Genomic DNA, 20,988 nt, shown 5'->3' with positions numbered 1-20,988 from the left:
GTCTATGGCAAGGAAAACAGGGATACTATGTTACTGGTTACTGCTGGTACTACTCACTGCTTGCAGCGGTGATGATGGCTGCAATTCTGCGAGCCGGCGCATTTCATTAAGACGCCGCTCATAATTCTTCTGCACTGTCGCTTGCTGGGCAGGCGTTAGCAGGTGGTACATCTGGTTACGAACCCGAGCCATCACAATGTTTTGCTCTACCTGGGCTTGGGCAATTTTTTCTGCCTGCAAGCGGATGGCCGATTCGTTAAATTTGTCTGCAATGACAAGGTCATGCATGGTTTCTATATCCTGAAAGCTGACAGCGGGACGCTCCAGTCGCGCTTGTTGCATCAGGTCTCGCATTTGTTGCCGTTGCTGTTCAGTCAATTCAATGCCATCAAACATGTGGCTTTGCGGATTTTGCGTCATACTGCCTGTCGTCAATCCGCCATTTTGATGCATCTCGTCAATCGTCGTCTCCGCAGCTCCTGCGCTGACGTAACTGAGAACCATCGCTGAGGCAATGACGACGGCGGTTAAGTTGCGCATCGTTACCCCCAGTTCGTTCCGTTTTGCGATTCAACGAGGGCTAGTGTACGGCGATAGCTGCAAACATCCGTCAGGGGGTGTAAAACTACGTAAAGCGTTGGATTGGCGACATAGGAACACGGTATTTTGCCTGCGGAGGGCAATAAAAAATGAATAAGATCCTGTTGGTTGATGATGACCGCGAATTGACTTCGCTGCTTAAAGAACTGCTTGAGATGGAAGGTTTTGAGGTAATGGTTGCCAGCGATGGCGAGCAGGCACTCAACCTTCTTGATAACACCGTAGACCTGTTGCTGCTTGATGTCATGATGCCGAAAAAGAACGGCATCGATACGCTGAAAGAACTACGTCAGCAACACCAGACTCCGGTGATTATGTTGACCGCCCGCGGGAGTGAACTGGATCGCGTCCTTGGCCTTGAATTGGGCGCGGATGACTATCTGCCAAAACCTTTTAACGATCGTGAATTAGTCGCGCGTATCCGTGCCATTCTGCGTCGTTCCAACTGGAGTGAGCAGCAACAGCAGCATGACAACAGCTCGCCAACGCTGGAAGTGGATTGCTTGCGCCTGAATCCGGGTCGCCAGGAGGCCAGTTTCGATAATGAAACGCTGGATCTCACCGGTACTGAGTTCACCCTGCTTTATCTGCTGGCACAGCATCTTGGCCAGGTGGTTTCACGCGAACATCTCAGCCAGGAAGTGCTGGGTAAGCGCCTGACACCGTTTGATCGTGCCATCGATATGCATATTTCTAACCTACGTCGTAAATTACCGGAACGTCGTGATGGTCATCCGTGGTTTAAAACCCTGCGCGGACGTGGCTACCTGATGGTTTCGGCATCATGATTGGAAGTTTGACCACCCGCATCTTCGCCATCTTCTGGCTTACCCTGGCGCTGGTGTTGATGCTGGTATTAATGGTACCTAAACTCGACTCGCGTCAGATGACCTCGCTGCTGGAAAGTGAGCAGCGGCAAGGCATCATGATTGAACAGCATGTTGAAGCAGAACTGTCGCAGGACCCACCGAATGATTTGATGTGGTGGCGTCGGTTATTCCGCGCAATTGAGAAATGGGCACCGCCAGGCCAACGGCTGCTGCTGGTGACCAGTGAAGGGCGCGTAATTGGTGCCCAGCACAACGAAATGCAGGTTATCCGCAACTTTATTGGTCAGTCCGACAATGCAGATCATCCGCAGAAGAAAAAGTATGGACGGGTTGAGATGGTCGGTCCCTTTGCCGTGCGTGATGGCGAAGATAACTACCAGCTGTATCTCATCCGTCCCGCCACCAGTTCACAACTCGATTTCGTCAATCTGTTGTTTGATCGTCCGTTGCTGCTGCTCATCGTCACTATGCTGATCAGCTCCCCGCTACTGTTGTGGCTGGCATGGAGTCTGGCGCGCCCGGCGCGCAAGCTTAAGCATGCCGCGGATGAAGTGGCGAGCGGAAACTTGCGGCAACACCCGGAACTGGAATCGGGACCACAGGAGTTTCTTGCCGCAGGTTCAAGCTTCAACCAGATGGTGAGCGCACTTGAGCGCATGATGACGGCCCAACAACGCCTGCTGTCGGACATCAGCCATGAGTTACGTACGCCGCTCACGCGTTTGCAATTAGCCACCGCGCTTCTGCGCCGACGTCACGGAGAAGGCAAAGAACTGGAGCGTATTGAAACCGAAGCCCAGCGTCTGGATGGGATGATTAACGACCTGCTGGTGCTGTCGCGCACCCAGCATAAAAACGCGTTAGTCAGCGAAGCGATGAAAGCCAATCAGCTATGGAATGATGTGCTGGAAGATGCCAAATTCGAAGCGGAGCAGATGGGTAAACGTATGGATGTGCCCTATCCGCCGGGACCCTGGCCTCTGTATGGCAACCCCCATGCGCTGGAAAGTGCGTTGGAAAACATTGTACGCAATGCGCTGCGTTATTCGCACACCCACATCAGCGTCAGTTTCTCGGTGGATATCGAGGGCATTACCGTCCATGTAGATGATGATGGCCCAGGCGTCAGCCCGGAAGATCGTGAGCAAATTTTCCGCCCGTTCTACCGCACTGATGAGGCACGCGATCGTGAATCTGGTGGCACCGGCCTCGGTCTGGCAATCGTCGAAACCGCGGTGCAACAACATCGTGGTTGGGTGAAAGCCGATGACAGCCCACTCGGTGGTCTGCGTCTGACGCTCTGGTTACCGTTGTACTCCGCCCGGCAATAATTTGTTATGCTTCGGCCCTCGTTCCCGGGGGCCTTATGCTAAACATCGTTTTATTTGAACCTGAAATCCCGCCTAACACCGGCAATATCATCCGTCTCTGCGCCAATACAGGCTTTCAACTGCACCTGATTCACCCACTGGGTTTTGGCTGGGATGATAAGCGTCTGCGTCGTGCCGGGCTGGATTACCACGAATTCACCGCCATCAAACATCATACCGATTACGCAGCATTCGTTGCGGCTGAAGCTCCACAGCGGTTATTTGCGCTCACGACCAAAGGCACCCCGGCGCACAGCGCCGTACGCTATCAGGCGGGGGATTATCTGGTGTTTGGACCGGAAAGCCGTGGCTTACCCGCCGACATTCTTAACGCGCTGCCACCGGAGCAAAAGATTCGCATCCCGATGATGCCGGAAAGTCGCAGCATGAATCTGTCGAACGCGGTGTCAGTGGTGGTATACGAAGCGTGGCGCCAGCTGGATTATGCTGGCGCACTGATCAAGAGCTAGATGCCGTCGCCGTATTCAAAACCCGGCGAGCCATTGAAGTGTTGGTCCATATCCATCGAAGGTTTATCGCTGGCAGGCTTACCGACAATACGTGCCGGAACGCCTGCTGCGGTGGTATGCGGCGGCACCGACTGGAGCACCACAGAACCGGCACCAATTTTGGCCCCGCGTCCCACTTCAATATTGCCAAGAATTTTAGAACCCGCACCAATCATCACCCCTTCACGAATCTTCGGATGGCGATCGCCGCTGGTTTTGCCGGTACCACCCAGCGTGACGTTTTGCAGGATAGAGACATCGTTCTCCACCACTGCGGTTTCACCGATAACGATGCCAGTGGCGTGGTCGAGCATGATGCCATGACCAATGCGCGCTGCCGGGTGAATATCGACAGCAAAAGAAACCGAGATTTCATTTTGCAGATAGACGGCCAGCGCACGTCGACCTTCCTTCCACAACCAATGGCCAATGCGATAAGCCTGAAGGGCGTGGAAGCCTTTCAGGTACAGCAGCGGTGTGGAATATTTGTCGACCGCCGGGTCACGCTGGCGCACCGCCTGGATGTCGTATGCAGCCGACACGATCATCGACGGGTCTTCGCGATAGGCTTCCTCCACCACTTCGCGAATCGCGATAGCAGGCATAATCGGGTTAGCCAGTTTGTTCGCCAGCATGTAGCTGAGCGCGCTACCGAGGTTTTCGTGCTTGAGCAACGTCGCATGGAAAAAACTGGCCAGCATGGGTTCACAATCAGCCAGCGCTCTGGCTTCCGCTTTGATGTTGTTCCAGACCAGTTCTAACTCTTCAGACGACATTGCTGTGTACTCCCGATAAAAAAAGCGCCTGATGGGGCGCTCCAGGTGATAAGGCTGGGCATGCTGCTTCAGCTTTGGCTGTTTTCGTCCTTCCGTGCACGGCCAAGTAAACTCAATGCTGCCTCTCGCGCTGATTTTTCGCAATATAATACCTGATAAATCTGCTCGGTTATTGGCATCTCCACACCAACACGCGCAGCTAATGCTCTGACTTCTTTGGTATTTCTGTAACCTTCTACAACTTGTCCGATAATGCGTTGCGCCTCATCCACGTTCTCGCCCTGTCCCAGCATCATGCCGAAACGACGGTTGCGTGACTGATTATCGGTACAAGTCAATACCAGGTCGCCAAGCCCCGCCATCCCCATAAATGTGGTCGGATCGGCCCCGAGAGCAGCGCCAAGTCGGCTCATCTCCGCCAGGCCACGGGTAATCAACGCCGTGCGGGCATTCGCGCCAAAGCCGATACCATCAGAGATGCCTGCGCCGATAGCAATGACGTTTTTGACCGCACCGCCCAGTTGCACACCGATAAAATCGGGGTTGTTGTACACCCGGAAGCTTTTCCCGCAGTGCAACTTTTGCTGTAAATCGTCAGCAAACTGCGCATCCGTCGCGGCCAGTGCGATGGCTGTGGGTAAACCTGCCGCCAGTTCTTTGGCGAAGGTCGGTCCAGAGATCACCGCCAACGGGATATCATCCCCCAGGATTTCACGCGCCACATCTTGCAACAGACGCCCGGTTTCTTTCTCCAGCCCCTTCGTCGCCCAGACAATACGTGAGTCTGCGTGTAAATGTGGCTTGAGTTGCATCAGCACGTCACCGAAGACATGGCTCGGCACTACCACCAGCAGATCGCGGCTGGCGTTAACCACTTGGGCTAAGTCCGCTTCAGGAACGAGATTGTCGGGGAAAGGTACATCGGGCAGAAAAGCGGTGTTGCAACGGTCGGACTGAAGTTGCGCGACACTTGAAGGGTTATGGCCCCAGAGCAAAACCGGGTGGCCATTGCGCGCCAGCGTGATGGCGAGTGCGGTGCCGTACGAGCCGGCACCGAGGACGCTAATTGAAGCGTTGCGTGTAGTCATCAGGCATCCTGATGTGGTGCGTCGCCTTCACTCTGCTGCTGTTGCAGATAATTCATGAACAGCGCATCAAAGTTGACTGGCGCCAGGTTGAGTTGCGGGAAAGTACCGCGAGAAACCAGGCTGGTGATGCATTCACGCGCATACGGGAACAGAATGTTCGGGCAGTATGCACCAAGGCAATGCGCCATCTGAGTGCCCTCGATACCGCTGATGGTGAAGATACCCGCCTGCTGAACTTCGCACAGGAATGCAGTTTCTTCGCCGACGCTGGCGGTCACGGTCACACGCAGCACCACTTCATAGACTTCATCAGCCAGCTGAGAGGACGCGGTGTCCAGATCCAGCTTCACTTCCGGTTCCCACTCTTTCTGGAACACCTGAGGCGCGTTTGGCGCTTCGAAAGAGACGTCTTTAGTGTAAACACGTTGAATCTGGAACTGCATTTCGTTGGTGCTATGTTCTGACATGTTACAAAATCCTGTGAGTTAGAATTGTGTGGCCGTAAGTTATGCCTGTAATAAGGGATCAAGTCCCTGGCGCCCATCCAGCGCAAAGAGATCATCGCAGCCACCAATGTGCTGCGCATCAATAAAGATCTGTGGCACCGTCGTTCTGCCGCTGCGTTGAATCATCTCTTCACGTTTCACCGCATCCCCATCGATAGGAAGCTCCTGAAACGTCACACCTTTCTGATTCAGCAACGCCTTTGCCCGGTGGCAATAGGGGCAGGTCGCTTTGGTGTAAATCTCAACATTAGCCATGCAGTTACCTCTGCGAATTATTTACCGCGAACCAGCGGCAGGTTTTCACCGCTCCAGCCGCTCACGCCGTCTTTAAGGACAGATACCTGCGTGAAGCCAGCTGCGCTCAGCTGTGCTGCCGGTTCGCCAGCGCTCTGGCCCGTGGCACATACCACAATTATGGGCTGAGACTTATGCTTTTCCAGCTCGCCAAAGCTGCCTTTTTTGATGTCTGCCGCCGCTACATTCAGCGCCCCAGAAATGTGTCCTTTGCGGTAGTCGTCGCGCGAACGAACATCTACCACCACCGCGTCCTCTTTGTTAATCAGACGCGTCGCTTCGCCACGGCTGATAGTTTTTACTTTAGAGAACATACCTTTAACGGTGGTTACAATCACCAGAACGAGTAACACAACCCATGCCAGACTGAGGATGGGGTGATTGCTTGCAAACTGCATAATTTCTTGCATGAGGGGTAACGACTCCAGACCGGGCTAATAAGCTAAAACAAGGGTTCTGAGTATACCTGCGCCACCTCGCATGTACAGTCGCTAAGGGGTCAGAGTTACGATTTGTGCGTCATTTTCCAAAAAAAGTGTTCTAATCGCAAAATTGAGACAAAGTTTATGCTTGTAAGCTGATGGCCGACATGTTTGGAAAAGCAAAACCCGGCCCGGTAAACTGGTAAGCGGCTGTTCATCGTGGAATAATTAGCGACTATGAAGGGAAAAGCGATTGTTTTACCAACAAGGACCTGTCACAACGGCCCAGCGCATCCGTTGTCATCACGCTGGTCCGCACTCTCCCTCAGCCTGCTCTGTGCGGGCGCTCTGTTATTGCCGTCCCTTGCGCACAGTGACGATGACAGCAAATCCCAGTTGAAATCCATTCAGCAGAATATCGCCGAAAAAGAGAAAAGTGTTCAGGCACAAAAACAGCAGCGCAGCAAACTGCTGAATCAGCTGGAAAGCCAGGAAAAAGTGATTGCGCAGGCCAGTCGCCAGTTACGCGAAACCCGCAACAGCCTGAGCGCGCTCGACAACGACATTACCCAACTCAACACCTCCATCGCCCGGCTGGAAAAACAGCAAGCGCAGCAGGAAAAATTGCTGGCACAACAACTTGATGCCGCCTTCCGCCAGGGACAACACAACGGCCTACAGTTATTGCTGGGCGGTGAAGAAGCACAACGCAGTGAACGTATCCTCGCGTATTTCGGCTACCTTAATGCGGCACGCCAAAAGAATATTGATGACCTGAAGCAGACGCAGCAACAGTTGGCGGAACAGCGTCAGGCATTGCAGGACAAACAGCAGCAGCAAAAAAATCTCCTCGCACAGCAGCAGACGCAGCAGGGCAAACTGGAATCCGCCAGTGCGGCACGTAAGAAAACCCTGACGGCCCTGGAAAGTTCGCTGCAAAAAGACCAGGCTGACCTGGTGCAAATGCGCCAGAACGAAAGTCGTCTGCAAGACAAAATTGCCAAAGCGGAACGTGAAGCACGCGAACGCGCCGAGCGTGAGGCTCGCGAGGCGGAGAAAGTCCGTCAGCGTCAGGCACAGGCGAAAGCCAAAGGTTCCAGCTACCAACCTACGCAGAGCGAGCGTGAGCTGATGGCGCGTACCGGTGGGCTTGGCCGTCCCGGCGGCCAGGCTGTCTGGCCGGTGCGTGGACGTGTGGAGCACCGTTTCGGTGAAACCATGCAGGGTGAATTACGCTGGAAAGGTCTGGTGATTGATGCGCCAGAAGGAACCGAAGTGAAAGCCATCGCCGATGGGCGCGTATTAATGGCCGACTGGCTGCAAGGCTACGGTCTGGTTGTGGTGCTGGAACACGGTAAAGGCGATATGAGCCTTTACGGCTACAATCAAAGTGCGCTGGTGAGTGTCGGTGCCCAGGTGAAGGCAGGACAGCCTATTGCCCTGGTAGGTACCAGTGGCGGCCGCGGTACGCCCTCACTCTATTTTGAAATCCGGCGTCAGGGACAGGCCGTAAACCCACTGCCGTGGTTAGGAAGATAAGCTTTGTTTCAACCTCATAAACTCTCTGCCGCCTTGTGCGGCCTGTTTTTGTCACTTTCCGCCCATGCAGGCAAACTCTCCATCGTCATTGACGACTTTGGCTATCGACCAGTCGAAGAGAACAAAGTGTTGCAGATGCCTGCCGCAGTTTCTGTTGCCGTACTACCCAATGCAACCTATGCACGCGAGATGGCGACAAAAGCTCATCAAAGCGGGCATGAAGTCCTTATCCATCTGCCAATGGCCCCTCTCAGCAAGCAGCCATTGGAGAAGGATACGCTCACCCCGGAGATGTCCAGTGCGGAAATTGAACGCATTATTCGTGATGCCGTTGGTAAAGTGCCCTACGCGGTAGGCCTGAACAACCATATGGGCAGCAAGATGACCTCAAGTCTGCCGGGAATGCAGAAAGTGATGCAGGTACTGAATCACTATAACTTTTACTTTCTGGATAGCATGACCATCGGCAATAGCCAGTCGATTCCCGCAGCGCAGGGCACCCATGTGAAGGTGCTGAAACGTCGGGTATTTCTTGATGACAGCCAGAATGATGCCGCTATTCGCCAGCAATTCACCCGCGCAGTAAAACTGGCGCAGCGTGATGGCTATGCCATTGCGATCGGGCACCCTCATCCCAATACGGTGCGGGTCCTGCAACAAATGCTGCCAACCTTACCTGCCGATATCACCCTGGTAAGACCCAGCCAGTTGTTGAATGAGCCACTGCATCCGGGCACCACAATGCCACCGACCAAACCACAATCTGAGCCACAGCCGCACTTCCGGGCGCCAGGCATCTGTAAGGTCAGCAAACCATTGGCTCCGGTGCCGCAGAGTCGGGCTGTTGATATATTGGAAGAAAGTATTGTTGAAAGCCCACTTATCGATTCGCTTAAGCAGCTTTTTTAATAAAACCCGGCCTGAACGCCGGGTAATCACCTAATCCCAGCTCAGCACCACTTTGCCTGAGTGACCGGAACGCATTTCGTCAAACCCTGATTGGAAGTCATCAACAGGGAAACGGTGGGTGATAACTGGCGTCAGATCGAGGCCGGATTGAATCAACGCCGCCATTTTATACCAGGTTTCGAACATCTCTCGTCCGTAAATGCCTTTAATAAACAGCCCCTTGAAGATCACCAGGTTCCAGTCGATCGCCATCTCACCCGGCGGAATGCCAAGCAGCGCAATACGTCCACCGTGATTCATCACTTCCAGCATGCTACGAAACGCCGGAGGCGCGCCGGACATCTCCAGCCCAACATCAAAGCCTTCAGTCATACCGAGGGATGCCATCACGTCACGCAGATTCTCCTGAGCAACGTTGACAGCGCGTGTGACACCCATTTTGCGTGCCAGATCGAGGCGATATTCGTTGATGTCCGTGATCACCACATTGCGTGCACCGACATGTTTGCACACCGCAGCAGCCATGATGCCAATTGGCCCGGCACCGGCAATCAACACATCCTCGCCCACTAAATCAAACGACAAGGCGGTATGTACGGCATTACCGAATGGGTCAAAAATCGCCGCCAGTTCATCGGAGATATTGTCGGGGATTTTGAAGGCGTTAAAGGCGGGAATTACCAGATACTCGGCGAAGCACCCCTGGCGATTCACCCCAACGCCGATGGCGTTGCGGCACAGGTGGGTACGCCCGGCCCGACAATTACGACAGTGGCCGCAGGTGATATGCCCTTCTCCCGACACGCGATCGCCGATCGTGAAGCCTTTCACTTCCTGGCCGATAGCCACCACTTCCCCGACATATTCATGGCCGGTGATCATCGGTACCGGAATGGTTTTACGCGACCAGTCGTCCCAGTTGTAGATGTGAATATCAGTACCGCAGATGGCGGTTTTCCGGATTTTTATCAGCAGATCGTTATGACCGGGTTCCGGGATCGGCGCATCGGTGATCATCCAGATGCCTTCTTCTGCTTTTAATTTCGCGAGTGCTTTCATTGTCGGCTCCTCAGACGATAACGCCCAACTGCTGACCAATACGGGTAAAGGCCGCTACCGCATGTTCCAGTTGCGCCTGGGTATGACCCGCTGAAATTTGGGTACGGATACGCGCCTGGCCTCTTGGCACCACCGGATAGAAGAAACCCGTCACGTAGATCCCTTCTTGTTGCAGCAAACGGGCAAACTCCTGCGCGACTTTTGCCTCCCCAAGCATCACCGGAATGATGGCGTGGTCGGCACCGGCCAGGGTAAACCCGGCGGCGCTCATTTTCTCGCGGAAATAGCGCGCGTTTTCCCACAGACGCTGGCGCAATCCATCACCTTCACTGAGGATTTCCAGAACCCGCAACGACGCAGCGACAATGGCCGGGGCCAGTGAGTTGGAGAACAGATAAGGGCGTGAACGCTGACGCAGCCATTCAACGACCTCTTTTTTCGCGGCAACATACCCCCCGGACGCCCCACCAAGCGCTTTACCCAGCGTCCCGGTCAAAATATCGATGCGATCCATTACCTGACAATATTCATGAGTGCCGCGACCGCTGGCCCCGACAAAGCCAACCGCATGTGAATCATCCACCATTACCAGCGCATCAAACTCATCCGCCAGATCGCAAATGCCTTGCAAGTTGGCAATCACGCCATCCATGGAGAACACCCCATCGGTGGCAATCAGGATATGACGCGCACCGTTGTCGCGTGCATCCTCCAGCCGGGCGCGCAGTTCGTTCATATCGTTGTTGGCATAGCGGTAGCGCTGCGCTTTGCACAGGCGAACACCATCAATGATCGAGGCATGATTAAGCGCATCGGAAATAATGGCATCTTCCGCATCCAGCAAGGTTTCAAACAAGCCGCCATTTGCGTCAAAGCAGGAGGAAAAGAGGATAGCGTCTTCCATGCCGAGGAACTCAGCCAGCTTACGTTCCAATTGCTGATGGATGTCCTGAGTTCCACAGATAAAGCGCACTGAAGCCATGCCGAAACCGTGTGTATCCATTCCCTCTTTGGCGGCCTGAATTAACGCCGGATGATTCGCCAGCCCCAGATAATTATTGGCGCAAAAATTGATGACCGGCTGACCGTTGCCAACATTGATTTCTGCCTGTTGTGGCGAGGTAATCGTGCGTTCCTGTTTGAACAATCCATCCTGACGCGTTGTCTCAAGTTGTTGACGGATTTGCGAATAAAATCGACTGGACATGATTCTGCTCCTCATATAGCAAAATTTTGGCACATATTACTGATAGAAAAGCGTATCAACGACATTTCAGCCGATGAAATCTCCATTTTGCAGCATAGTTCACGCTGCGAACGTGAAATATGACGGCCTTCCGGAGTCATCTGGCTGCCTGCTGCGGGCTGAAATGTTATGATGTTAGGTATTAGTGCGTGAAACCTCCTGTTTCACCCCAACTGTTTAAAGGCAAAGCACATGATTATCGTAACGGGTGGCGCTGGCATGATTGGCAGCAACATCGTCAAGGCGTTGAACGATCGCGGTCATACTGACATTCTGGTGGTGGATAATCTGAAAGATGGCACCAAATTCGTGAACCTGGCGGATCTGGACATCTCTGATTACATGGATAAAGAGGAATTCCTCACCTACATCATGTCCGGTGAAGATCTGGGGCCGATTGAAGCGGTGTTCCACGAAGGTGCCTGCTCAGCCACCACCGAGTGGGACGGCAAATACATGATGGACAACAACTATCAGTATTCCAAAGATCTGCTGCACTTCTGCCTGGAACGTGAAATCCCCTTCCTGTACGCCTCTTCTGCCGCCACATACGGCGGTCGTAACGACAACTTTATCGAAGAACGTCAATACGAGCAGCCGCTCAACGTTTATGGCTACTCGAAAATGTTGTTTGACCACTACGTGCGCCAGATTCTGCCGGAAGCGGATTCGCCGGTGTGCGGCTTCCGTTACTTCAATGTGTACGGCCCGCGTGAAGGCCATAAAGGCAGCATGGCAAGCGTAGCATTCCACCTCAACACGCAAATCAGCAACGGCGAAAATCCAAAGCTGTTTGAAGGCAGCGATACTTTCCGTCGCGATTTTATCCATGTTGATGACGTGGCTGCGGTGAACCTGTGGTGCTGGGAAAATGGTATCTCCGGCATTTACAACTGCGGTACCGGCCGTGCGGAGTCCTTCCAGGAAGTGGCGGATGCGGTGCTGAAATTCCATCAGCAGGGCGAGATCGAATACATCCCGTTCCCGGACAAGCTGAAAGGCCGCTATCAGGCCTACACCCAGGCAGATCTGACCAGGCTCCGTGCGGCGGGTTATGACAAGCCGTTCAAAACCGTGGCCCAGGGGGTTGCGGAATATATGGTGTGGCTGAACCGTAACGCATAAGGGATCCGGCAGCAGCGATGAAAATTCTGGTTATTGGCCCCTCCTGGGTCGGCGATATGATGATGTCGCAAAGTCTCTATCGCACGCTCAAGGCTGAGCATCCTGAGGCTGTTATTGATGTTATGGCACCCGCCTGGTGCCGACCGCTGCTGTCACGTATGCCGGAAGTCACTCAGGCGCTGGCGATGCCACTCGGTCATGGTGCCCTGGCGCTGGGCGAACGTCGTCAGCTGGGCAAAACCTTACAGGCGAGTGGCTACGATCGCGCTTATGTGCTGCCGAACTCCTTCAAATCGGCGCTGGTACCGTTTTTTGCCGGAATCAAACGCCGTACTGGCTGGCGTGGTGAGCTGCGTTACGGCGTATTGAATGATGTGCGGGTGCTGGATAAAGCAGCGTTTCCGTTAATGGTTCAGCGTTATGTGGCGTTGGGCTACGACAAACCTGTGCCATCTGCGCAGCAGCTGCCGCAGCCATTGTTGTGGCCGCAGCTCAGAGTTGAAGACGATGAGAAACGCATGACGGCCGCCCAGTTTGGACTTTCTGCCGATCGTCCTGTCATTGGCTTTTGCCCCGGCGCTGAGTTTGGTCCGGCAAAACGCTGGCCACATTATCATTATGCTGCGTTGGCGGAACAACTCATCAGCGAAGGCTATCAGGTGGTGCTGTTCGGTTCGGCTAAAGATCGCGAAACCGGCGATACCATTGTGCAGACCCTGCCGGAAGCCGCGCGCCATCACTGTAAAAACCTTGCGGGTGATACCCAATTGGAGCAGGCGGTCATTCTGCTGGCGCACTGTGCTGCGGTGGTGAGCAATGATTCCGGATTGATGCATATTGCCGCTGCGCTCAATCGCCCGCTGGTCGCGTTGTACGGGCCAAGCAGCCCTGACTTCACGCCGCCATTGTCACATCAGGCGCGAGTCATTCGCCTGATCACCGGCTATCACAAAGTCCGGAAAGGGGATGCCGCAGAAGGTTATCACCAGAGTCTGATAGATATTCACCCGATGCGCGTGCACCAGGAATTAAGCGCTTTGCTAACTGCGGCGCAGGAGTAAACATGCACGTCCTGATTGTGAAAACGTCCTCAATGGGCGACGTACTGCACACCCTGCCTGCATTAACCGATGCGATGCAGGCCATTCCCGGCATTCGTTTTGATTGGGCGGTGGAAGAAAACTTTGCCCAAATTCCAGCATGGCATCCTGCCGTGGATAAAGTCATGCCGGTCGCCATTCGCCGCTGGCGTAAGCATTGGTTTGGCAGCCAGCAACGTGAAGAACGCGTGTTATTTAAACGTGAGTTGCAGTCACGTCAGTACGATGTGGTGATTGATGCGCAAGGGTTGATCAAAAGCGCAGCGTTGGTCACTCGCCTGGCAAAAGGCGTGAAGCACGGACAGGACAGCCGCAGCGCTCGCGAACCCTTCGCCAGTTGGTGGTATGACAAACGCCATGAAATCAATAAACAGCAGCACGCGGTAGAACGTACTCGTGAACTGTTCGCGAAAAGCCTCGGTTATGAAAAACCAACCACGCAGGGTGACTATGCGATCGCCGGACATTTCCTGAGTTCACTGCCGCAAGATGCGCATCAGTATCTGGTGTTTTTACACGCGACGACGCGCGACAATAAACATTGGCCGGAAGCACACTGGCGCGAGCTTATTAAATTGGTGCAACCAACCGGTCTGCGCGTGAAATTACCCTGGGGTGCCGAACATGAGCATCAGCGCGCGTTGCGTCTGGCGGAAGGTTTTGACCATGTTGAGGTGTTGCCACGTCTGACACTGGAGCAGGTGGCTCGCCAGTTGGCAGGAGCATGCGCTGTGGTTTCCGTTGATACCGGGTTGAGCCATCTTACGGCAGCATTGGATCGCCCTAACATCACCCTGTATGGCCCAACGGATCCGGGGCTGATTGGTGGATATGGGAAGAATCAGATGGCGCTTGTTTCTCCAACCAGAGCATTGGGTGATTTGGTAGCCGATGAAGTAATGGCACATCTTCAGACTGTAATAGCGGAAGACGCAAAATGAATTATGTTCTGATCTATCTGATGCTGCTGCCATTGCAGTACATGATGAAACTTTTTAAAAAACCCACCGGAAAAAGTTTAGTCATCCAAACAGCGAAGATCGGCGATTTTATTAATATTACACCGATGTTGCGTGCATTAGGCCAATCTGACGTTTTAATCAGCCGTGCTGTAGAGCCTTTGGTACGTCATGATGACACCATCGCCCATTACTATCTGATTGAAGACGCAAAGCGCAGCTTATGGAGCAAACTTTGTCTGGCGTTTACCCTGATGAATCGCTACGACAATGTTTATCTGACACAGCCGAATAGTGTTAATCTGTTCTTCGCGTCATTATGCAATGCGCCAAATAAGCAATTTTTACTGACCTATGTTCGTAAGTCCTACCATAAAGTGTTTTATCGTAGTGCGACGGGCATCGTTGAGCATACCAGGCAGAGTCTGACGCTGGATAGCTACCTGAAACTCATTAATCGGGATTATCGTTATACCGATTTTCCCAAACATGCCACCTCGCCTTTGTATGTTCCGACCACGATTCCCCTGCCGCTTAGTACTCCCGTACAAGGTATAAAGATTGGCATCAGTATCTCTGCCGGAAATAAAGCCAAGACTATCCCTGCTGCCATCTGGGCTCAGATCATTGAGTCATTGTCCTCCCTGCCTTGTACGTTTTATGTTTTTGGACCTCCGGCGGAACAACCCTGGCTGGATGAATTATTAACGCTGACTGCTGACAAAAAAAACATTATCAGCCTGATTGGTCAGCTGAATTTAGAGGATGTGCCCTGGGCTATCTCACAGATGGACTTTTACATCGCATCTGATTCGGGAAATGCCTATATTGCCGATGCTCAGCAAGTTCCGGTAATTATGTTCTATGGCCCCTGTGAAATCAGAGAGCAGCGTCCGGTATATCGCGTCTTGTTTATTGGACCCGACAACATTGAAGCCTCAACTTTTGTCTTCGCCACTCGATTTAAATTTGAACAGCCCGCCGAAGTTCTGTTTGGTCTGAATGAAGATAAGATTATGAAAATTAGCAAATTTATTGAAAATAGTCAGGGGTAGTACAGCATAATGGCAACACACCTTCATACTGAGGCCGTCCAGCAAAGCGAAACACTGCTTAACACGCTGCCTCACAACGACGAATCGGTTATACATGTTGCTTTTGGCATTAATCATAATTATGCCAGAGGAATGGGTATTACCCTCTTTTCATTGCTAAAGCACCATCCCACTACGGCTTTTCATATTCATATATTTACCGATACATTAGCTGATGATGATATTGATCGCCTGAAGCAATTGGCCGGTAACCAGCCGCTCGCCATAACACTCCATCTTTTCAATGATAGTTGGCTGGAAAAGCTGCCCGCAGTCGGACGCTATCCAAAGAGTATTTATTATCGGTTCCTGATTCCAGAAACTGTCGCTCGTTATAGCGATCGTGTTTTCTACCTTGATGCCGATACATTAGTGGTGGGAGATTATTCTCCGCTATTCACGCTGGATATCAGCCATGTCATCCTGTGTGCCAGTAATGACACCGTACGTGCACGCCAGAATCAATGTCCGAAGCTGGGCCTTAAACAAGGCAATTACTTTAACTCTGGCTTTATGTTGATCAATATCCCGCGTTGGCTGGCGAATGACACCACCCAGAAAATAATAGATTTATTAGTTGCTCAGGGTGCAAATTTTGGATTCCCCGACCAGGATGCATTAAACATCCTTCTGGAAAATGACACTCTGATATTGCCGGATAAATACAATTTCATTTACGACATCATTGCGAACAAGGTCTGGCATAATTTTAGCACCCCTAATGATACTGTCATGATCCATTACACTGGAAAATGCAAACCCTGGCATGCATGGAGCGGCGGTAATCTTTCACATCTTTATTTAGATTATTATCGTTTATCTCCCTGGTCATCACTGCATCTTGATAAACCTCGCCATCATAAAGAGATGAAACGTTTTGCCCGGATAAAATTCCATAAAAAAGAGTACGCTGCCAGTCTCTTCTGGATGCTTAATTATATTAAACATAAATTTTTTAAATAAGAATGATGATGCGCATTGCTGAAATTTCTAAACTCATGAAAACTGAACAGGGAAGAGGGATAATATTTTATTCTCTCACAATAATCTCGATGGCATTTTTCTTTGTCTCCGGAGAGATTTCCCGCAACGCCTATTACATGCTTACCTACATCTCGTTTTTTAGCTTCGCCTGGCTGGTGTGGCGCGAGAAAAAACTCTATTTTTACTGGATACCTACCCTGGTCCTTCTTTTAGGCCTGAGTAAGTGGGTTTGGGCAATCACAACAATTAACCACCAGTTACCACTGATTGCTGAACACTATAAAATCAGTGGAAAAAGAATGATTCTGGGGGCGTTTGTCATTTACTGCGTCTATCGTCTGTCTCCTGAATGGCGGTTGCCTGCCCGTCTGGTCCAGGTTGGGACGTTGATTTTGTGTCTCACGATTTTCGTTGTTGCCTGTATTGGGATTGAACAAGTTATCCATACCGGAGAACGCCCTAAAATTAATTCAGACGCGGCAACCTCTGGGGCTTATATGTTCACAGTGCTTTCGCTGGTGACCTTGTGGTCTCTCCGCCGTGTTTTTCCACGACATTACGCCGCGCCATATTTTATCACCCTGGTCGTCTCCTTTATTTTGCTCGGCGTTACCCAAACGCGTTCCGCTATTTTATTGTTCAGCCTGTTCTGCATTGCCAGTATGTTGCATCACATTGTGACCACCCCCGGACGTTCAAGATTGATTTGGCTGGGCATTTTTTCAGCCATCCTGCTTACCAGTATTTTTAGCCTCAGCAAATACTCAGACCAACTTTTTGACCGCGTAGAGACGGTTAAAACCGAGGTTCAGCAATATTCCGCAGGGGATCCGAGCACCTCAATTGGTGGACGATTTGGCATGTGGCAGGCAGGATTATGGGCCTTCACGCAGCATCCGTGGGGGCAAAGTGCCGACACGCGCAGTCTGGAAACGAAAGAATGGCTGGATAAACATCAGCCGAAAAATGAAATCGCCTATCTCAATATTCAATACCATACCCACAACGATCTCGTTGAGAGCTTTTCATTGCAAGGCATCGTTGGCGGGATGATCATGCTGGGCTTTTTTCTTGGTTTATTGCTGGTGCCGTTATTTGGTAAATCTCCGCGCTATGAAGCTTTATTATTAGCTATCCCGGTTATCTATTTTAGTATGGGCGACTCGCAATTTTATAACCGTGAATCTCCCTACTTCATTCTTCTGGTGTGGGGATATTTTATGATGACGCAACAGGTCAAAACCGAGCATTCCAGGCACCATGATTAAACACGAGCGATGAAAGAAAGTATGCCCTTCCCTCTCCTCTCCATCATCACCCCAATGTACAACGCCGGGGTGATGCTGGACTCTTTTATGCAATCACTGCTGACGCAGACGCTGACCAATCTGGAGATCATCATTGTCAATGATGGTTCTACCGATGGCTCCGGGGAGCGTGCTGATGTTTATGCACAGCAGCACGCACAGGTGAGGGTAATCCATCAACCGAACGGTGGTGTATCACGCGCGCGAAACGCGGGTCTGGCCGTAGCACGCGGCAAATATGTGACGTTTCCAGACGCCGATGACACCGTGAATCCGACGATGTATCAGACCTTAGTCGAAATGGCTGAAAGTGATAACCTCGATGCCGCCCAGTGCAATGCCGAATGGTTCTTTCAAGCCAGCCAACTTATCAAGCCGTTGATACCCCATGACCGCTTAAGGTCAACCGGGGTACTGAGTGGCCCGGAATGGTTAAATCGGGCGCTGAAAACCCATCGCTATATGCATGTCGTTTGGCTGGGTATTTATCGTCGCGAATTAATTGAACAACTACCGTTGCACTTTGAACCCGGGTTACATCATCAGGATATTCCCTGGACGACGGAATTCATGCTCAACGCTCGACGTGTACGCTACACCGATCGCGTGCTTTATCGTTATTACATGCACGATAGTTCTGTCAGCAATCGCAAGCGCACGGGTGAAAAGAATGTGGCATATCAACGCCATTACCTGAAAATTGCCCAAATGCTGGAGGAGATCAATGCCCGCTACCAGCATAAAGTGACAATCTACCCGGCGTTTCATTATCAGATTACGCACGAAGCGTTGAGCGTCTGCCATAGTATTCGCCGTGAACCCGATGCGGGTGCGCGCCAGGCGATCATTCATGACCTCTTCGCGACCCAAACGCATAGGCGTATGCTGCGTAATGCGCGTGGCATCCGGCAATGGTATCAGTTGCTGTTGTGGCTAAGTCGTCTTTATCGCTGGCGTAAGAAATAAGCGCCGCGCCTGGCTTTCACCCCTGGTGGGTTTGCCCTACAATCAGCTCACTGAATTTTGAGATCATTTAGTATGGCAAGCCCGATTCCAGACCACTTTTCACCCCAAAATATTCTGCTGATAAAGCTGCGCCATCATGGCGATATGCTGCTGACCACGCCGGTGATCAATGCACTTCGCCAACGTTACCCACAAGCCAATATTGACGTCCTGTTGTATAAAGAAACGCGCCCAATGCTGGAAGCTCATCCGGCCATTCGGCAACTGCACATCATCGATCGCAACTGGAAAAAGGAAGGCGGCTGGCAGAAATTCCGCCATGAAGTTGCGTTGATTTCTGCTGTACGCGCGTGCCATTACGATCTGGTGATTAATCTGGCGGATCAGTGGCGTAGCGCCATTCTCACCAAACTTTCTGGTTCACCGGTTCGTATTGGTTTCGCCTTTCACAAGCGCGATAGCGCCATCTGGCGCTGGTGCCATAACCTGCTGGTGAGTACCGATGATCACGGTAATCTCCACACCGTTGAACAAAATATGTCGGCACTGTCTCCTCTCGGCATCACCGCGGCAGGGGCCAAAGCGTCTATGCATTTCAGCACCGCCGACCAGCAAAAAGTGCAGGAAATATTAGCCCGGCAACAAGTCAATGCACCTTATGTGGTAGTGCAACCCACTTCACGCTGGGAATTCAAATGCTGGGATGATGAAAAAGTCGCGCAGTTAATCGACGCTCTGGCCGCAGACGGTCATACCGTGGTGCTGACCTCCGCCCCGGATAAAAAAGAGTTGGCGATGATTGAACGTATCCGGTCCCTGTGTCAGAGCGACAATGTCGTATCACTCGCCGGTCAATTCTCTTTGCCACAACTGGCGGCACTGATCGCCAAAGCCCGATTGTTTATTGGTGTCGATTCCGCGCCGATGCATATGGCTGCCGCGCTTGATACGCCCTGCCTGGCGTTGTTCGGCCCCACCAAGCTACAGTTCTGGCGTCCCTGGGGCGATAACAATCGCATTATCTGGGCCGGTGATTACGGCCCCCTGCCCGACCCGGACTCCATCGACACCAAAACGCACCAGCGCTACTTAGCGATCATCCCGGTTGCCGATGTGGTCGCCGCGGCAAGGAGTTTTTTGCATGACTAAGCTACGCCTGGCAATTGTCCGGCAGAAGTATCGTCCGGACGGCGGGGCCGAGCGCTTTATTTCGCGCGCGCTGGAAGCACTGGACAGTGAGCAACTGGACCTCAATATCATTACTCGCAGCTGGCAAGGCACGCCAAACCCGGCCTGGCATTTGCACATTTGCAATCCGACCAAATTTGGCCGTGTCTCGCGTGAGCGTGGCTTTGCCGTGGCCGCCCGCGCCTGCTGGGAACGGGAAAAGTTTGATATCGTGCAGAGCCACGAGCGTATTGCGGGTTGCGATATCTTTCGCGCAGGCGATGGCGTGCATCGTGTCTGGCTGGAGCAACGCGCGCGTATTGTCTCATCATGGCAGCGCCTGAGCGCCTCGCTTAGCCCTTATCATCGCTACGTATTACAGGCCGAACGCGAAATGTTCAATGCACCGTCGCTGAAAGCGGTAATCTGTAATTCAGAGATGGTAAAGCAGGATATTTTGCGTTGTTTCTCGTTAGATGCCAGCAAGATCCATGTCATTCACAACGCTATTGATAGCCAACGTTTTCAACCGGCTACCGCAGCACAGCGCGACATATCACGCCAGCAGCTCCGGCTGCCGCAGAACGCGACGGTGATGATTTATGTCGGCTCCGGTTTTGAACGCAAAGGCTTAAAAGCGGCAATTGAAGCCGTTGCGCGCAGCGATCGCTTCCTGGTTGTCGTCGGCCAGGACAAGCAGATGTCGCGTTATCAGCAGCTGGCTAACCAACTGAATTGTCTGGATCGCCTGAGATTTGTTGGTGTACAGCAGGACGTGCAGCCTTTCTATCATGCTGCCGATGCCTTGCTGCTGCCGACACTCTATGATCCTTTTCCGAATGTGGTGCTGGAAGCCATGGCCTGCGGGTTGGCGGTGATCACCAGTACCGGTTGCGGCGGCGCTGAATTCATTCAGGCTGGTCAGGAAGGATTCGTATGTGATGCTTTGGATATCAAAGCGTTGAATGAAGCCGTGCTGGCAATTCCATCACTTTCGCAGAACTCCGCACTGGGTGAGGCCGCACGCCGCAGAATTGAACCTTATGGTCCACAACGACTGGCACAAGCGCTGACCTCGCTTTACCAGCAAGTGCTTAAGCCTGTTTGACGAAGGGGTATGAGCAGGCGTCAGGTTTCT

General features: G+C 52.4%; 22 protein-coding genes. 14 read left to right on the top strand and 8 right to left on the bottom strand.

What is annotated here, in order from left to right; translation table 11 throughout:
• Window positions 1–30 precede the first annotated feature (30 nt).
• Window positions 31–540, bottom strand: a complete 510-nt coding sequence (gene cpxP / locus L579_RS20800) for a cell-envelope stress modulator CpxP (protein WP_021186124.1) — start codon at window positions 538–540, stop codon at window positions 31–33.
• Between the two features lie 149 nt (window positions 541–689).
• On the opposite strand from cpxP, the gene cpxR reads away from it, so the two are divergent.
• From cpxR to trmL, 3 genes are read left to right on the top strand one after another with little or no spacing between them, the layout of a single operon-like run.
• Entirely contained in the window at window positions 690–1,388 is a 699-nt protein-coding gene (gene cpxR / locus L579_RS20795) for an envelope stress response regulator transcription factor CpxR (protein WP_013511005.1), read from the top strand.
• Complete coding sequence (gene cpxA / locus L579_RS20790) at window positions 1,385–2,761, top strand: envelope stress sensor histidine kinase CpxA (RefSeq protein WP_021186123.1); 1,377 nt, start codon at window positions 1,385–1,387, stop codon at window positions 2,759–2,761. Before cpxR ends, cpxA begins: the two co-directional genes overlap by 4 nt.
• 35 nt (window positions 2,762–2,796) lie before the next feature.
• Entirely contained in the window at window positions 2,797–3,270 is a 474-nt protein-coding gene (trmL, locus tag L579_RS20785) for a tRNA (uridine(34)/cytosine(34)/5-carboxymethylaminomethyluridine(34)-2'-O)-methyltransferase TrmL (RefSeq protein WP_021186122.1), read from the top strand.
• On the opposite strand, the gene cysE is transcribed toward trmL, so the two are convergent.
• From cysE to L579_RS20760, 5 genes are all read right to left on the bottom strand, one after another.
• Window positions 3,267–4,085, bottom strand: a complete 819-nt coding sequence (gene cysE / locus L579_RS20780) for a serine O-acetyltransferase (RefSeq protein WP_013511008.1) — start codon at window positions 4,083–4,085, stop codon at window positions 3,267–3,269. The two genes, trmL and cysE, sit on opposite strands and share 4 nt — an antisense overlap.
• A 68-nt stretch (window positions 4,086–4,153) precedes the next feature.
• Complete coding sequence (gene gpsA, locus L579_RS20775; protein ID WP_036627773.1) at window positions 4,154–5,173, bottom strand: NAD(P)H-dependent glycerol-3-phosphate dehydrogenase; 1,020 nt, start codon at window positions 5,171–5,173, stop codon at window positions 4,154–4,156.
• Window positions 5,173–5,640, bottom strand: a complete 468-nt coding sequence (secB, locus tag L579_RS20770; RefSeq protein WP_021186120.1) for a protein-export chaperone SecB — start codon at window positions 5,638–5,640, stop codon at window positions 5,173–5,175. Before secB ends, gpsA begins: the two co-directional genes overlap by 1 nt.
• A gap of 39 nt (window positions 5,641–5,679) precedes the next feature.
• On the bottom strand, window positions 5,680–5,934 hold the full coding sequence (gene grxC / locus L579_RS20765; protein ID WP_013511011.1) for a glutaredoxin 3: 255 nt from the start codon (window positions 5,932–5,934) through the stop codon (window positions 5,680–5,682).
• 17 nt (window positions 5,935–5,951) lie between these two features.
• Window positions 5,952–6,383, bottom strand: coding sequence for a rhodanese-like domain-containing protein (locus L579_RS20760; RefSeq protein WP_013511012.1), 432 nt, complete (start codon window positions 6,381–6,383; stop codon window positions 5,952–5,954).
• 249 nt (window positions 6,384–6,632) lie between these two features.
• On the opposite strand from L579_RS20760, the gene envC reads away from it, so the two are divergent.
• Both envC and L579_RS20750 read left to right on the top strand, forming a co-directional pair.
• Window positions 6,633–7,934, top strand: coding sequence for a murein hydrolase activator EnvC (gene envC / locus L579_RS20755; RefSeq protein ID WP_036627770.1), 1,302 nt, complete (start codon window positions 6,633–6,635; stop codon window positions 7,932–7,934).
• Between the two features lie 3 nt (window positions 7,935–7,937).
• Window positions 7,938–8,843 (top strand): divergent polysaccharide deacetylase family protein, encoded by a 906-nt coding sequence (locus tag L579_RS20750; RefSeq protein WP_021186118.1) that lies wholly within the window; start codon window positions 7,938–7,940, stop codon window positions 8,841–8,843.
• A 30-nt stretch (window positions 8,844–8,873) separates the two neighbouring features.
• Here the strand turns inward: L579_RS20750 and tdh are convergent, their stop codons facing one another.
• Entirely contained in the window at window positions 8,874–9,902 is a 1,029-nt protein-coding gene (gene tdh / locus L579_RS20745; protein WP_021186117.1) for an L-threonine 3-dehydrogenase, read from the bottom strand.
• A 10-nt stretch (window positions 9,903–9,912) separates the two neighbouring features.
• Window positions 9,913–11,109, bottom strand: a complete 1,197-nt coding sequence (locus L579_RS20740; RefSeq protein WP_021186116.1) for a glycine C-acetyltransferase — start codon at window positions 11,107–11,109, stop codon at window positions 9,913–9,915.
• Between the two features lie 231 nt (window positions 11,110–11,340).
• Between L579_RS20740 and rfaD the strand changes: the two genes are divergently transcribed.
• The 9 genes from rfaD to L579_RS20695 all read left to right on the top strand — a co-directional run bounded on the left by rfaD (window position 11,341) and on the right by L579_RS20695 (window position 20,958).
• Complete coding sequence (rfaD, locus tag L579_RS20735; RefSeq protein WP_021186115.1) at window positions 11,341–12,273, top strand: ADP-glyceromanno-heptose 6-epimerase; 933 nt, start codon at window positions 11,341–11,343, stop codon at window positions 12,271–12,273.
• Window positions 12,274–12,290: 17 nt separating this feature from the next.
• Complete coding sequence (rfaF, locus tag L579_RS20730) at window positions 12,291–13,334, top strand: ADP-heptose--LPS heptosyltransferase RfaF (protein ID WP_021186114.1); 1,044 nt, start codon at window positions 12,291–12,293, stop codon at window positions 13,332–13,334.
• A gap of 2 nt (window positions 13,335–13,336) precedes the next feature.
• Complete coding sequence (rfaC, locus tag L579_RS20725; RefSeq protein WP_021186113.1) at window positions 13,337–14,314, top strand: lipopolysaccharide heptosyltransferase RfaC; 978 nt, start codon at window positions 13,337–13,339, stop codon at window positions 14,312–14,314.
• Entirely contained in the window at window positions 14,311–15,387 is a 1,077-nt protein-coding gene (locus L579_RS20720) for a glycosyltransferase family 9 protein (protein ID WP_021186112.1), read from the top strand. The genes rfaC and L579_RS20720 overlap by 4 nt, the downstream gene beginning before the upstream one ends.
• A 9-nt stretch (window positions 15,388–15,396) precedes the next feature.
• Window positions 15,397–16,389, top strand: a complete 993-nt coding sequence (locus L579_RS20715; protein ID WP_036627767.1) for a glycosyltransferase family 8 protein — start codon at window positions 15,397–15,399, stop codon at window positions 16,387–16,389.
• A gap of 35 nt (window positions 16,390–16,424) precedes the next feature.
• On the top strand, window positions 16,425–17,678 hold the full coding sequence (locus L579_RS20710; RefSeq protein ID WP_161628646.1) for an O-antigen ligase family protein: 1,254 nt from the start codon (window positions 16,425–16,427) through the stop codon (window positions 17,676–17,678).
• A 9-nt stretch (window positions 17,679–17,687) separates the two neighbouring features.
• Window positions 17,688–18,683, top strand: a complete 996-nt coding sequence (locus L579_RS20705; protein ID WP_071783605.1) for a glycosyltransferase — start codon at window positions 17,688–17,690, stop codon at window positions 18,681–18,683.
• A 72-nt stretch (window positions 18,684–18,755) separates the two neighbouring features.
• Entirely contained in the window at window positions 18,756–19,832 is a 1,077-nt protein-coding gene (gene rfaQ, locus L579_RS20700) for a putative lipopolysaccharide heptosyltransferase III (protein WP_021186108.1), read from the top strand.
• Entirely contained in the window at window positions 19,825–20,958 is a 1,134-nt protein-coding gene (locus L579_RS20695) for a glycosyltransferase family 4 protein (RefSeq protein WP_021186107.1), read from the top strand. Before rfaQ ends, L579_RS20695 begins: the two co-directional genes overlap by 8 nt.
• Window positions 20,959–20,988: the final 30 nt, after the last annotated feature.

The organism is Pantoea sp. AS-PWVM4 (assembly GCF_000468095.1).
Lineage (GTDB): Bacteria > Pseudomonadota > Gammaproteobacteria > Enterobacterales > Enterobacteriaceae > Pantoea > Pantoea phytobeneficialis.
The sequence above is the reverse complement of the archived record's forward strand: the minus strand, read 5'-3'. Positions and strand labels throughout refer to the sequence as shown.

Excerpts from the sequence above, each read along its gene's own strand:
- cpxP (WP_021186124.1), bottom strand. The coding sequence starts at position 540 with ATGCGCAACTTAACCGCCGTCGTCATTGCCTCAGCGATGGTTCTCAGT.
- cpxR (WP_013511005.1), top strand. The coding sequence starts at position 690 with ATGAATAAGATCCTGTTGGTTGATGATGACCGCGAATTGACTTCGCTG.
- cpxA (WP_021186123.1), top strand. The coding sequence starts at position 1,385 with ATGATTGGAAGTTTGACCACCCGCATCTTCGCCATCTTCTGGCTTACC.
- trmL (WP_021186122.1), top strand. The coding sequence starts at position 2,797 with ATGCTAAACATCGTTTTATTTGAACCTGAAATCCCGCCTAACACCGGC.
- cysE (WP_013511008.1), bottom strand. The coding sequence starts at position 4,085 with ATGTCGTCTGAAGAGTTAGAACTGGTCTGGAACAACATCAAAGCGGAA.
- gpsA (WP_036627773.1), bottom strand. The coding sequence starts at position 5,173 with ATGACTACACGCAACGCTTCAATTAGCGTCCTCGGTGCCGGCTCGTAC.
- secB (WP_021186120.1), bottom strand. The coding sequence starts at position 5,640 with ATGTCAGAACATAGCACCAACGAAATGCAGTTCCAGATTCAACGTGTT.
- grxC (WP_013511011.1), bottom strand. The coding sequence starts at position 5,934 with ATGGCTAATGTTGAGATTTACACCAAAGCGACCTGCCCCTATTGCCAC.
- L579_RS20760 (WP_013511012.1), bottom strand. The coding sequence starts at position 6,383 with ATGCAAGAAATTATGCAGTTTGCAAGCAATCACCCCATCCTCAGTCTG.
- envC (WP_036627770.1), top strand. The coding sequence starts at position 6,633 with ATGAAGGGAAAAGCGATTGTTTTACCAACAAGGACCTGTCACAACGGC.
- tdh (WP_021186117.1), bottom strand. The coding sequence starts at position 9,902 with ATGAAAGCACTCGCGAAATTAAAAGCAGAAGAAGGCATCTGGATGATC.
- L579_RS20740 (WP_021186116.1), bottom strand. The coding sequence starts at position 11,109 with ATGTCCAGTCGATTTTATTCGCAAATCCGTCAACAACTTGAGACAACG.
- rfaD (WP_021186115.1), top strand. The coding sequence starts at position 11,341 with ATGATTATCGTAACGGGTGGCGCTGGCATGATTGGCAGCAACATCGTC.
- rfaF (WP_021186114.1), top strand. The coding sequence starts at position 12,291 with ATGAAAATTCTGGTTATTGGCCCCTCCTGGGTCGGCGATATGATGATG.
- rfaC (WP_021186113.1), top strand. The coding sequence starts at position 13,337 with ATGCACGTCCTGATTGTGAAAACGTCCTCAATGGGCGACGTACTGCAC.
- L579_RS20720 (WP_021186112.1), top strand. The coding sequence starts at position 14,311 with ATGAATTATGTTCTGATCTATCTGATGCTGCTGCCATTGCAGTACATG.
- L579_RS20715 (WP_036627767.1), top strand. The coding sequence starts at position 15,397 with ATGGCAACACACCTTCATACTGAGGCCGTCCAGCAAAGCGAAACACTG.
- L579_RS20710 (WP_161628646.1), top strand. The coding sequence starts at position 16,425 with ATGAAAACTGAACAGGGAAGAGGGATAATATTTTATTCTCTCACAATA.
- L579_RS20705 (WP_071783605.1), top strand. The coding sequence starts at position 17,688 with ATGAAAGAAAGTATGCCCTTCCCTCTCCTCTCCATCATCACCCCAATG.
- rfaQ (WP_021186108.1), top strand. The coding sequence starts at position 18,756 with ATGGCAAGCCCGATTCCAGACCACTTTTCACCCCAAAATATTCTGCTG.
- L579_RS20695 (WP_021186107.1), top strand. The coding sequence starts at position 19,825 with ATGACTAAGCTACGCCTGGCAATTGTCCGGCAGAAGTATCGTCCGGAC.